Annotated in this window: 11 protein-coding genes and 1 pseudogene; 2 read left to right on the forward strand and 10 right to left on the reverse strand. The window is 65.5% G+C overall.

Features of this window, described 5'->3' with window-relative positions; translation table 11 throughout:
• Positions 1-123: 123 nt before the first annotated feature.
• Positions 124-1,395: an IS110 family transposase gene (locus JW805_05510; protein MBN2971475.1), complete on the reverse strand. Its 1,272-nt coding sequence runs from the start codon at positions 1,393-1,395 to the stop codon at positions 124-126.
• A 154-nt stretch (positions 1,396-1,549) separates the two neighbouring features.
• On the opposite strand from JW805_05510, the pseudogene JW805_05515 reads away from it, so the two are divergent.
• Positions 1,550-1,861: pseudogene (locus JW805_05515) on the forward strand (transposase).
• Between the two features lie 422 nt (positions 1,862-2,283).
• Here the strand turns inward: JW805_05515 and JW805_05520 are convergent.
• From JW805_05520 to purL, 6 genes are all read right to left on the reverse strand, one after another.
• On the reverse strand, positions 2,284-3,249 hold the full coding sequence (locus JW805_05520) for a hypothetical protein (protein MBN2971476.1): 966 nt from the start codon (positions 3,247-3,249) through the stop codon (positions 2,284-2,286).
• Between the two features lie 130 nt (positions 3,250-3,379).
• Positions 3,380-3,622: a KTSC domain-containing protein gene (locus JW805_05525; GenBank protein ID MBN2971477.1), complete on the reverse strand. Its 243-nt coding sequence runs from the start codon at positions 3,620-3,622 to the stop codon at positions 3,380-3,382.
• Positions 3,623-3,946: 324 nt separating this feature from the next.
• The gene (bfr, locus tag JW805_05530) at positions 3,947-4,444 is read right to left on the reverse strand and encodes a bacterioferritin (GenBank protein MBN2971478.1); all 498 of its coding nucleotides are present in this window, start codon (positions 4,442-4,444) and stop codon (positions 3,947-3,949) included.
• 105 nt (positions 4,445-4,549) lie between these two features.
• Complete coding sequence (locus JW805_05535) at positions 4,550-4,720, reverse strand: (2Fe-2S)-binding protein (protein MBN2971479.1); 171 nt, start codon at positions 4,718-4,720, stop codon at positions 4,550-4,552.
• Positions 4,721-4,801: 81 nt separating this feature from the next.
• On the reverse strand, positions 4,802-6,055 hold the full coding sequence (locus JW805_05540) for a DUF418 domain-containing protein (GenBank protein MBN2971480.1): 1,254 nt from the start codon (positions 6,053-6,055) through the stop codon (positions 4,802-4,804).
• A 170-nt stretch (positions 6,056-6,225) separates the two neighbouring features.
• On the reverse strand, positions 6,226-8,445 hold the full coding sequence (gene purL / locus JW805_05545) for a phosphoribosylformylglycinamidine synthase subunit PurL (GenBank protein ID MBN2971481.1): 2,220 nt from the start codon (positions 8,443-8,445) through the stop codon (positions 6,226-6,228).
• A gap of 137 nt (positions 8,446-8,582) precedes the next feature.
• Between purL and JW805_05550 the strand changes: the two genes are divergently transcribed.
• Positions 8,583-8,960 (forward strand): PAS domain-containing protein, encoded by a 378-nt coding sequence (locus JW805_05550; protein MBN2971482.1) that lies wholly within the window; start codon positions 8,583-8,585, stop codon positions 8,958-8,960.
• Positions 8,961-9,155: 195 nt separating this feature from the next.
• On the opposite strand, the gene JW805_05555 is transcribed toward JW805_05550, so the two are convergent.
• The 3 genes from JW805_05555 to accC form a co-directional block, all read right to left on the reverse strand.
• Entirely contained in the window at positions 9,156-10,613 is a 1,458-nt protein-coding gene (locus JW805_05555) for a phospholipase (GenBank protein ID MBN2971483.1), read from the reverse strand.
• Positions 10,610-10,954 carry an arsenate reductase (glutaredoxin) gene (gene arsC / locus JW805_05560; protein ID MBN2971484.1) on the reverse strand — a complete coding sequence of 115 codons (345 nt, stop codon included), beginning with the start codon at positions 10,952-10,954 and terminating at the stop codon, positions 10,610-10,612. Before arsC ends, JW805_05555 begins: the two co-directional genes overlap by 4 nt.
• A 135-nt stretch (positions 10,955-11,089) precedes the next feature.
• On the reverse strand, positions 11,090-12,442 hold the full coding sequence (accC, locus tag JW805_05565) for an acetyl-CoA carboxylase biotin carboxylase subunit (GenBank protein MBN2971485.1): 1,353 nt from the start codon (positions 12,440-12,442) through the stop codon (positions 11,090-11,092).
• Positions 12,443-12,495 lie beyond the last annotated feature (53 nt).

Genomic DNA, 12,495 nt, shown 5'->3' on the forward strand with positions numbered 1-12,495 from the left:
TGCCATAGCAAACACAGGATCCAGCAGCGCCGAGGCGGCCGTGGTCCTCACCATCCTTAAAACGAGATACGCACCCAGGTGGAAGGCCCGAACATTATCTACAGGGTCGCTCGACGAGCGCCCTCACGGCACTTGCAGAGAGGGGTCCTTCCACCTGGCATCCGACCGTTCGAGGAACGGCCGGTACTCTGTCCCCGTCTTGATGACGGCGTGAGCCACGCGCGCCATCTTGGCGGTGAGCGCCGTCATCGCCTTGCGGCGACGGTCGGCATCGTCCGCGTGCCCGGCGACATATCGTCCGAGCTTGTCGCGGAAGCTGTTGTCGCGCTGACGCGCGGCGACCTGGGCAGCCATCCAGAAGGTCCGGCGCAGGCGCGCATTGCCGTACTTGGACAGCTTCGTGCGGCCACGGAACGTGCCTGACTGACACGTTGCGAGATCGAGACCGCAGAACTTCAGGAACTGACGATGATGGTTGAAGCGCCGCAGATCACCGGCCTCGGCCAGGATGGTCAGCGCGTTGATCGGACCGATGCCCGGAATGTTGCGCAGCAGCTGGTAGTCGACGTCATCGGCGAGCCGCGCATGGGCCAGCCGCTCGATCTCGTCTCGCTGGTGGATGAGGCTGCGGCCCTGCGCGATGACCATGCGGAACATGGTGATGGCGGCTGAGTTCTCCGGCACCGGCAGTGCCGTCGAGGCGGACGCCGTCTCGTAGATGTCGTTGATGAGGCGTGCCTTGGAGACCTTGCGGCCGATGAGCGGCCATGCCGCGGCCGAGAACGCCTCGCGGTCCAGCGCCGTGATGGTGGCCGGCGTCGGAAACCGCTCGATGAGCGCCAGGAACCAGTCGGACCGGCTGTTGCCTGCGAAGCGGGCGATCTCGGGGAAGTACAGCGGCAGGTAGTGGGTCAGGATCCGATGCCAGGTCTGCGTCTTCATCCTTGAGATCGTCTCGTGAGTCTTCGAGAGCTCCTGCAGGTCGTTGATTCCGGCCACCAGCGGGTCGACGTAGCGCTGCGTCGCACCGATCCGCAGCATGTGCAGGATGACCTGCGCGTCCTTGGAGTCGTTCTTGTCCCAGCCGTTGTGCAGCGCCTCGCGCGTTCTGGCGAGCGCGACCGACGAGATGAGGCGCAGCTCGAACCCTGCCGTCAGCAGCCGGTGCGCCAGCGTACGATGGTAATTACCCGTCGCCTCGAACCCGACGATGATAGGGCGCCCGATAGCAGCGAGTTGCTCGGCAAAGCCGTCATAGTCCTGCCTGGTCGCCATGACGGTCATCCGCCGGCGCCGGCCGCCTTCCGGTCGCTCGATGAGAACCTCCTGTCGGCTCTTGGACATGTCGATGGCTACCAGCACGGCGCCGGCAGGCGTAGAGGTGAGCTTGGTCATGGTCGGTCGGCCTCCAAAGTGTTGTCTCGACAACCTCACTTTAGATACCTGCTGACCGGCCATGGCTTGCCCTGATGAAGTCTGCGGCCGCTACGCGGCCTTGTCTTCATCAGGGCCATAGCGGCTCCCGAACCAGCGCTTCCCAATGTGCTACGGGACCGAGCTGACCAGTCACGCCGTCCTTGCCTGGTGCCAGGACACCGGGGTCGAGTGGCATTACATCGCGCCCGGCAAGCCGCAGCAGAACGGCTTTGTAGAGTCGTTCAATGGTCGCTTGCGCGACGAGTGCCTGAACGAGCACTTGTTCCCCTCGCTGGCTGCGGCGAGGCGGATCATCGCGGCATGGCGGGCGGACTACAACACCGTGCGTCCGCACAGCAGTCTTGGCGGGTTGGCACCCGCCGAGTTCACCAACCGCCCCCGCCAAGGGCATAAGGAAAACGAAGCTAACTTATCAGCGGCCTGAAAATGGGGAGCAGGTCAAGATGACACGCTTGTTGAGGGCGGGAAGCAATTCATTATGCGAGTAGCGGCAGCGTTTGCACCGTTTGCGCACGCTGTCCTTGTCTATCGAGAGTCGTCCGAAAGTGCCCGGCGTTTGACACTTGGGGCATGTTTCAAACGGTGGCTGCTCCCAACTGAACCCGTTAGGCAAAGTTGGCCGCTTCATGAATAGAGGCCGGTCGTACGATCCATGTGCGCATCTTTCGCGTTCTAGCTAGTGGGATGCAACTGGAGAGCGCCGCGTCTCCTGTGCAAAGAGCGAGGGCATTACCTTCGTGGGACAGCGTAGCGACGGATCGCGACGGCTTATGCCTGGCACATTTTCCATGTCCGCATTTGCCGACCCTTCTATATGCCGCCGGTCGGCGACTGGCCCAATGGCCCTCACTCCCCACACCACTTCGCCCAAGCCTCATCACTCCCCGTCGCCTCCCACAACGCCTGCGCCTCGGCCATCATCGCCTTCGCCCGCCGCTGCGCCTGCGCCCGCGCGTCCTTCCCGTAGCATTCCACGCCGAACCCGTTCTGCACGCGCGGCAGGCGCACCGGGGGGCGGGGTGGGTCGCCGATGCGGTCCCAGACCTTTTGTCGGATTTCGGCCAGGATGTCGCTCATCGGGTCGGCATAGGGCTCGTCGCCCCGGCGCACGCCGTTTTCGTCGAAACCGGTGCAGCGATCGATCAGCGCGGCGCTGTGCCCGCCGACGACCATGACCAGTTCGAGGAAGCTCAGCTGGCGCAGCGTGTAGTCGGCGGCGACGACGCGACCTTCGAGGCGGAGGTTGCGTTCCTGGATGACCTTGGCCTCATATTGTTTCAGCATCAGGCCGAACAGGCGCTTGTTCTCCGCCTCGTCATTCCGGAGCGCGAGGCGTTCGGCCTTTTCGGCTTCCTTCTTTTCGCGCGCGATCGTGTCGGGGTGTTTGGTGCCTTCGCGTAAGCGCCCCGCCGGCGTGCCGTATTTCGCAGGCATGTGGTGGCGCAGGATGAACATCAGCAGCTTGTCGTTGTACCGCCGCTTCTCGCCGACCTGTTCGCCCTTCCAGAAGATGGGGACAGGCGTGCCTTCGCGTGCGCGGTCGATGGCGATGTCGGCGAGGGATTGGACGCCGTGGTCGAGCGCATCGGCCCAGGCGGCGGCGAATTCCTCGGCGCCCGGCTGGCGGCGCAGATGATAGGCGCCTTCGGTACTCATGTTGATGCGGCGCGCGGCGGCGGTGACCGATCCCGTTTCCGCGAGCGCGGCGATGAAGGCGCGTTGCCGCTCCGCGGTCCAGCCGTCGAAGCGATATTTGCGGGGGACGGGCGTGAAGTCACGCACCGGGCGAACGGAGGGGACCATGTCTTGCATGGCGCGCGTATATAACCAGATAGGTTCGTGTAGGAAAATGGTTTTTGGCGTCACGCTGTAAAAATAAGCGGTGACACCCCTCCGTCAGGCCTGTGGCCTGCCACCTCCCCTTGCAGGGGAGGAAGGGCGGTCAGTCAGGCCGGTGGTGCCGTCGTTCGGGATCGGGCTCGCAGGCGTAGCGGCCGCGGATCTGGTCGTTGAAGAGCTTGCCGGCGGACTCGGCGGTCTTGAGCGCGTCGTACAGGGCGCGGGGGACGGCGTGGTAGAGATATTTGCCGCGGCCCTTGAACCACACGGTCAGCGTGTCGCTGGCGTCGTCATGCGCGATGCGGTCGATCATCGTGGAGTTGAGGCGGCGGGCGCGGAGCATCACGGAGTGGACGCTTTCGCGACTCGAGCTTTCCGCGGCGTGCGGTGGAGCGAATCGGATTTGCGGTGAGGGGAGTCGGGCCGGGAGGTCGGTGCCCCGGCGAAGGCCGGGGTCGAGCTTGGGCGCGGCCGTGCACTACGGACATCGCGTGCACCTGGGCCCCGGCCTTCGCCGGGTACAAAGGGATCGCGTGACGATCATCCGGCTCTCGCGCAGGCGGGAGCTTGGGGTCGCGGGCGGTGCGCCTTGTAACCCCGGGCTCCCGCCTGCGCGGGCGCACGGTAGAGGGATGTGGCGCCGGGGCGCGCCGGCACGACAGGCCCGCCGTTACTTCTTCTCGCCGTGGACGTCGTATTCGGCGGCCGAGTTCAGCTGGATGTAGTTTTGCAGGCCCATGCGTTCGATCATCTCGAACTGGCGCTCCAGCGTGTCGACATGCTCTTCCTCGCTGTCGAGGATGCGGCGGAACAGGTCGCGGCTGACATAGTCGCGGACGCTTTCGCAATATTCGATCGCGTTGCGCAGCTGGGCGCAGGCTTCGATCTCCATGTCGAGATCGGCCTTCAGCACCTCTTCGACGGTCTCGCCGATCTTCAGGCGGCCGAGCAGCTGGAAATTGGGCAGGCCGTCGAGGAAGAGGATGCGCTCCGCCAGCCAGTCGGCGTGCTTCATCTCGTCGATCGATTCGTCGCGCTCGAACTTGGCGAGCTTGTGGACGCCCCAATGGTCGAGCAGGCGATAGTGCAACCAATATTGGTTGATCGCCGTCAGCTCGTTCTTGAGCGACTCGTTGAGGAATTCGATGACCTTTGCGTCGCCCTTCATGGCCGGCACCCCGTTTGGAAAAGACGGGCCGGCTGTAGCGGCTGCGAGCGGTCGGCGATAGTCAGAAAATGGCGGATTTCTGCGGTTTTTTCGCGAATGCGAATGCTACGCAGCCGCGCGTTCGGCGTCGATAATGGCTCGCGCAAACGGGACGCACTGGCCGCATTTCGCCTGTTTGCCGCACAGGGCGTACGCCTGGCAGGCGCTGGCGGCGCCGTTGCGCGCAGCCTCGCGCACTTCGCGTTCCCGGATGGCATTGCAGACGCACACGAACATGACGAACCCTCTCGCTTGACCGCCCGATAGCGCGCATGAGAATGATTCGCAAGTTAATTGCGGATGCGTCGCAATAAGGGGTCAGCGCAGCGCGCCGCCCCGCATCGGCTGGAAGGACGCGCGCGACAGGCTGCGCCATAGCCATTCGAACGGGCCATAGGCGAAGCGCGTCAGCCAGGGCTTCGACCAGAGCAGCATCCCGGCCCATATGACGAGCACTATCAGGTAGAGCTGGGCGCGGTGGAGCTGGCCGTAGAGGCCGAAGCCATAGCCGTAGAAGATCGTCGTGCAGATCAGGCTGGTGACGAGATAGTTGGTGAAAGCCATCCGCCCGGCCGCGGCGATACGCGTGGTCAGCCCAGCCCCGGGGCGCATCAGCAGGACGATCAGGCTCGCCCAGCCGAGGATCATCAACGGGCGAATGGGCGTGGACAGGCCCATCGCGGCGGTGACGACCGACTGGATCGAGAAGTCCTGGTCGACCATCCAGGCGGCAAGTGCGGAATAGGCGGGAATGCCGATGCCGAAGCCGATCGCCAGCCAGCGGACGTAGCGGCGACGCTCCCATGCGCCGGTCAGCATGCCCGACCGCAGCGCAGCCATGCCGAACAGCATATAGGCCAGGGTTTCGAAACCGACGACGAGGACGAAGAAGAACGGCATCCACTTCATCTCGGCAAATCGCGCCGCGACGATATCGTCGTATCCGGCGAGATAGGTCGCCATTTCCTCGGCGATGTGCGCTGTCGCGGGGACGCCGAAACCGTTCTGGAATTCCGCGAGCGCCTTGGCCTGTTCCGCTGCCGACTGACCAGGCAGCGCGCCGTTCGCCAGCATCGTGACCTGTGCGACCAGGCTCGCCATGATCAGGCAATGGACCAGCAGCAGCGCGATGCCGATCCCGATCAGTGTCTTGACGGGGCGGTTGCGGAACAGGAACGCGACCATTCCGACCATCGCGTAATGCGCCAGAATGTCGCCGCGCCAGATCAGCCAGAGGTGCGCAAGGCCGAAGACCAGCAGCCAGAACATGCGGCTGTAATGGACCCTGGCGGGGCTCTCGCCCTTGGCGGTCGCGCGGTCGATGACGAGCAGGGTGGAGGCGCCGAACAGGAAGCTGAACAGCCCGCGCATCTTGCCGTCGAACAGCACGAAGTTGACGAGGTAGACGCCCAGGTCGAGCCCGCTCGCGCCGCCCTGCGCGCGGGGGTTCATGTAAGCCGCCTCGATCAGGCCGAAGTTGACGATGTTCATGAGCAATATGCCCATGACCGCGACCCCGCGGATGGTGTCGAGCGTCAGATAGCGGTCGGTCGGTGGTGCGGTCGTCGCCATGATGTCCCCCCGGACGTGCGTTTCCGGTGGTGTATCGGCTCGTGATGGCGCCGCCAACCTTTCAACCGTCATTCCCGCGACGGCGGGAATCCATTCTGGCTACCTTCGCGGCTCGATCCGCTCGTTCAGCGACCGTGGATTCCCGCCTTCGCCGGAATGACGAAATCAGGTCAGGCCGCGGCCACGGCCTCGCCCATCAGCGCCGGGAAGAATGCTTCATGCCGTGCGCGCAGATCGTCGATCGTCACGCAGAAATCGTTGTCGCGCGTCTCGAACACCAGGCGGCTGGCGATGGTGCGGCCGATGCGCTCGACCGCGACGCCCGCGGCGGTCGAGGCGTGGAGGAAGTCGTTGAGGTGCGCGTCGTCGACGGTCGCGAGATACAGACCCTGGTCCTCGGCGAAATAGGTTGCCGCGAGCCCACGCGGGGTGGGCATCGACACCATCGCGCCGATGCCGCTGGCCAGCGCCATTTCGGCGAGCGCGACCGCGATGCCGCCGTCGGACACGTCATGAACCGCGGTCAGGGCGCCGCGCGTGATCTGGTCGCGGACGAAGTCGCCGGTGCGGCGTTCGGCGGCCAGGTCGACGCGCGGGGGCGGGCCGTCCTCGCGGCCCTTCACCTCGCGCAGCCACAGCGACTGGCCGAGGTCGCCCTTGGGCTCGCCGATCAGGACCAGCACGTCGCCGGTGCCCTTGAAGCCAATCGTCGCGGACTTGGACCAGTCGGCCAGCAGCCCGACGCCGCCGATCGCCGGGGTCGGCAGGATCGCGGAGCCGCCACCGGTCGCCTTCGATTCATTGTAGAGCGACACGTTGCCCGAGACGATCGGATAGTCGAGCGCACGGCATGCCTCTGCCATCCCCTCGATACAGCCGACGAACTGGCCCATGATCTCCGGGCGCTGCGGGTTGGCGAAGTTCATGCAATCGGTCGCGGCAAGCGGCGTCGCGCCGACCGCGGTCAGGTTGCGCCACGTCTCGGCGATCGCCTGCTTGCCGCCCTCGACCGGGTCGGCGAAGCAATAGCGCGGGGTGCAGTCGGTCGTGATCGCCAAACCCTTCTGCGTACCGTGGACCCGCACCACGGCCGCGTCGCCGCCGGGGCGCTGGACGGTATCGGCGCCGACCATGTGGTCATATTGTTCCCAGATCCAGCGGCGCGAGGCGAGATCGGGGCAGCCGACGAGGGTCAGCAGATCCTTGGCGAGGTCGTCGCTTTCCGGCGCGTCGGTGATCGCCGGCCGCGGCGGGGTCGGCACGTGCGGGCGGTCATAGGCCGGGGCTTCGTCCGCCAGGGGTCCGAGCGGGATGTCGGCGACCGTCTCGCCCTTCCACTTGAGCACCATGCGGCCGGTGTCGGTCACGCGGCCGATGACGGCGAAGTCGAGTTCCCACTTGCGGAAGATCGCTTCGGCGAAATCCTCGCGGCCGGGCTTGAGCACCATGAGCATGCGCTCCTGGCTCTCGCTGAGCATCATTTCGTACGGCGTCATGCCGGTTTCGCGCTGGGGGACGTCGTCCATCACCAGTTCGATGCCGACCCCGCCCTTCGACGCCATTTCGACGCTCGACGAGGTAAGACCCGCGGCGCCCATGTCCTGGATCGCGACGATCGCGTCCGATGCCATCAATTCGAGGCAGGCCTCGATCAGCAGCTTCTCGGTGAAGGGGTCGCCGACCTGGACGGTCGGGCGCTTGGCGTCGGCGTCTTCGCCAAAGTCGGCGCTGGCCATCGTCGCGCCGTGAATGCCGTCGCGACCGGTCTTCGATCCGACATAGACGATCGGGTTACCGACGCCGCTGGCAGCCGAATAGAAGACCTTGTCGGTCTGCGCGACGCCGACGGTCATCGCGTTGACCAGGATGTTGCCGTCGTACGCCGCGTGGAAATTCGTCTCGCCACCGACGGTCGGCACGCCGACGCAATTGCCATAGCCGCCGATGCCGTGGACGACGCCCGAGATGAGGTGCTTCATCTTCGGATGATCGGGCCGGCCGAAGCGCAGCGCGTTCATGTTGGCGACCGGTCGCGCGCCCATGGTGAACACGTCGCGCAGGATGCCGCCGACCCCGGTCGCCGCGCCCTGATAGGGTTCGATGTACGACGGGTGGTTGTGCGATTCCATCTTGAACACCGCGCACTGGCCATCGCCGATGTCGACGATGCCGGCGTTCTCGCCGGGGCCGCAGATGACCTGCGGGCCGGTGGTCGGCAGCTTCTTCAGGTGAATGCGGCTCGACTTGTAGCTGCAATGCTCCGACCACATGACCGAAAAGATGCCCAGTTCGGTCAGGTTCGGCGTCCGCCCCATCGCGTGCAGGACGCGCTCATATTCCTCTTCGGACAAGCCGTGGTCGGCGACGATCTGGGGCGTGATCTCGGTCATGGGCGAGCCCTTAGCGTCGTGCGTACGGTTCGTCACCCGTCTGCGGCCATGCCATTTTTACCGATGTGCGTTATGGTGGCACCATCATGGCCAGCTTTGAAAGATTTATACCCGGAGTCCTCAGACCCTCGCCGATCGTGCGCTCTGACGTAGCCAGGCCATCCTCGCTCGATCTGCCGGGTCTGCCGGCGCGGTGGTCGTGCGACCTGTCGAATGATTCGCTGACGTGGGACGGCGGCGTGTTCGACCTGTTCGGCATCGCGCGCGACGAACGGCTGGATCGCCGGGCCGTGGTCGAGATGTATGCCGGCCATTCGCGGCGCGAGCTCGATCACCTGCGCGCCGCCGCCATCGCGGCCCGCGGCAGCTTCACGTTCGAGGCCGAGATCGTCCGCGCCGACGGCACGACGCGGTGGATGCGCGTGGTCGCGGACACGGTCGTGTCGAACGGGCGGGTGACGCATCTCTACGGGACGAAATGCGATATCACGCGGGAGGTTTTGGGATCTGTGTAAATCCCCCCCCCCCGATCACGGGGAGGGGGACCAGCCGTAGGCTGGTCGAGGGGGCGCGCCGATAGGTCGGACCTCGATGAGGCCCCCCTCCGTCAGCGCTGCGCGCTGCCAGTTCGAGCGAGATCATGTCCCCCGGACATGATCCTGGCTTGCCGGGGGCAAGCCACTGCTCGAACTTCCCATGGCCGGGGAGGATCAGGTTTTGAACTTGCGCAGCAGCGACTTGATAACGCCGCCCGTCAGATTTTCGAACGCGTCGTCGGGATCGACCGGATCGAGCACTTCATTGTCCGCGATCCATTCCTCGACGTCGTTCAGGTCGGGGACGACATAGTCGCGCAAGGTTCGACCGGGTCCACGCAGCCCCTCGATCGTCGTGATCAGCGAGCCGGTTTCAGCGAGGCGGCCGGCAACGTCTTCGGGCGATACCCCCAGATGCTCGGCGATCAGGCCATCGCGGATGCGGGCAACGCAGGCTGCTGTGGCGTCGCTGTCGGCGTGAATCGCGACGTCGCATTCGGTGTCGAGGCGCATCGATCTATTGTTGAAGTTCGATGATCCGACGCGGAGCAATTCGCCATCGACGACCAGCACCTTGGCATGGACATAGATCGGCTGCCCGCCCGCGGTGAACGGATGAAACAGCCGAAACCGACCGTAGCGGTCGCGACGGCGGATCGCCTCCACCAATCGGGCGCGCGCGGTATCCATCGCCAGCGGCTCGAGCCAGCCTTCCGCGCTCTCGGGATTGACGACGACGACTTCGGGGCCGTCCGCCTCGTCCAGCCGCTTGGCAATCGCTGCCGCGACCTTGCGCGAGGCGAAATACTGGCTTTCGGCATAGATGTGGCGTGTCGCCGAGGCGATGGCGGTGAGGTAGAGCGACTCGATCTCATGGACCAGCGGTTCGTCATCGCTCATTTCCGGCTCGGTCCGCGCGATGGCGACGGGCAGGTCGGTGAAATCGACCGGCAGCCCGTCGGGCCAGCAGCCGTCCTGGGGCGGGGGCGGATCGATCGGATCGCCGCCGGCGCGGGTCCAGCGTTCGCGCGCCAGTTCGCCCAGCGCACGCGCGACCGGACCCTGAAGCGCCGTCGTCGCGTCGTGCCACGGGCCATAGGGATCGCCGCCCGGCATCAGCCGTAGGGCATCGTCATCGGCATGCGCGCGCGTATCCCAGCGGCCTGCCGTCATGTCGATGCCGCCGCAAAAGGCCAGACAGTCGTCGATCACCACGATCTTCTGGTGATGCGACGCGCCGGTCGGGTGATGACCGTCGAGCTTGGTATGGATCTGCTTGTGGCGCATCCAGTCGACGACGGTCAGCAGCGTCGATCCGCGCGTCAGTGTCTTCAGGGCGCCGACATCCCAACGCAGGATGTGGATGTCCAGCTCGGGCGTGCGCTCGACCAGCCAGGTCATGAAATCGCCGACCGTTTCCGGGCCGCCGTCCTCCGGCGGTTCCTGTCCGCCCAGGCGGATGCGCGCATCGAAATCCCAGCCGATCAGCAGGATCTGGTGCCGCGCCGCGACCATCGCGGCGCGGGCGTAGCGGAAGTAATCGTCGGCATCGACGATGACGGTCGCGCGCGTCGCCTGTTCGATCCGCCAGCAGGTCTCGCCGGGGACGAGCAACGCGTCGGACCCGGTCACAGTATCTCGCGCACCAGATCCTGGGGTCGGCACAAGCGAACGCCTTTCTCGGTTTCGACCAGCGGCCGGTTGATCAGGATCGGATGCGCCATCATCGCATCGAGGATGGTGGCATCATCGGCCTGCGACAAACCGAGTTCCGCCGCCAGCGGTTCCTTGGCACGCAGGCCATCGCGGGCCGTCATCCCCGCACGGGCGTAGAGCGACGACAATCGCTCGCGGGTCGGGGGCGTCTTCAGATATTCGATCACCGAGACATCGACGCCGGGCGTCTGCTCGAGAATCTCGAGCGTCTTGCGCGACGTTCCGCAGCGCGGGTTGTGCCAGATCGTGGCTTTCATAGTGCTGCCGCTCCTTGAAACGATCGTCATCCCCGCGGAGGCGGGGATCAATTCTGGCTGAACCTGTGGAGTCTCATTCCGTTCAGCGACTATTGATCCCCGCCTCCGCGGGGATGACGGAAGGGCATGTGGGGCTCAAGCCTCCTGCTTCGCCAGCCACTCCTCAAGCCACTTGATCGTGTAATCGCCCTCCTGGAACTGCGGATCGTCGAGCAGTGCCTGGTGAAGCGGGATCGTGGTCGTGACACCGTCGATCACGAATTCCTCCAGCGCGCGGCGCAGACGGCGCAGCGCGCCCTGACGGGTCGTGCCGTAGACGATCAGCTTGGCGATCATCGAGTCGTAATAGGGCGGGATGCGGTAGCCCGCATACAGCCCGCTATCGACGCGGACGTGCATGCCGCCGGGCGCGTGATACCCGCGTACCAGCCCCGGCGAGGGCGCGAAGGTGCGCGGGTTTTCGGCGTTGATGCGGCATTCGATCGCGTGACCGCGGAACTGCACGTCCTCCTGGCGCAGCGTCAGCGGTTCGCCCTCGGCGATGCGGATCTGTTCGCGGACCAGGTCCAGGCCGGTGATCGCCTCGGTCACCGGATGTTCGACCTGCAGGCGCGTGTTCATCTCGATGAAGTAGAACTCGCCGGCTTCCCACAGGAATTCGATCGTGCCCGCACCACGATAGCCCATGTCGGCCATCGCCTTCGCGCACACGCCGCCGATCCGCATCCGGTCTTCGCTCGACAGGACGGGGGAGGGGGCTTCCTCCAGCACCTTCTGGTGGCGCCGCTGGAGCGAGCAGTCGCGCTCGCCCAGGTGAATGGCGTTGCCGTTGCCGTCGCCGAACACCTGGATTTCGATGTGGCGCGGGTTGCCGAGATACTTCTCGATATAGACGGTCGCGTCGCCGAACGCAGCCTTCGCCTCGCTGCCGGCCTGCTGCATCAGCGTCTCGAGCTGGTCGGGCGAGGTACAGACCTTCATGCCGCGCCCGCCGCCGCCCGAGGCCGCCTTGATGATGACCGGATAGCCGACGCGTTCGGCGATCTGCGCGGCTTCCGCCACGTCGCTGATCGCGCCGTCGGAGCCGGGGACGAGCGGCAGGCCGAGGGCACCGGCGGTGCGCTTCGCCTCCACCTTGTCGCCCATCGTGCGGATATGTTCGGGCTTCGGGCCGACGAAGATCAAGCCGTGGCTCTCGACGATCTCGGCAAAGCGCGCGTTCTCGCTCAAGAAACCATAGCCCGGGTGGATCGCATCGGCGCCCGAGATTTCGGCCGCCGAAATGATGTTCGGGATATTGAGATAGCTGTCGGTCGCCGCCGGCGGCCCGATGCAGATTGCCTCGTCCGCCAGGCGTACGTGCATGGCGTCGGCGTCGGCGGTGGAGTGCACCGCAACGGTCTTGATGCCCATTTCATGGCACGCGCGGTGGATGCGCAGCGCAATCTCACCACGGTTGGCGATCAGGAGCTTTTGAATTTTTGGCATGGAAACAGGCCTATCTACCCACCCGTTCGCCCTGAGCCTGTCGAAGGGCGACC

Source organism: Roseomonas aeriglobus, assembly GCA_016937575.1.
Taxonomy (GTDB): domain Bacteria; phylum Pseudomonadota; class Alphaproteobacteria; order Sphingomonadales; family Sphingomonadaceae; genus Sphingomonas; species Sphingomonas aerigloba.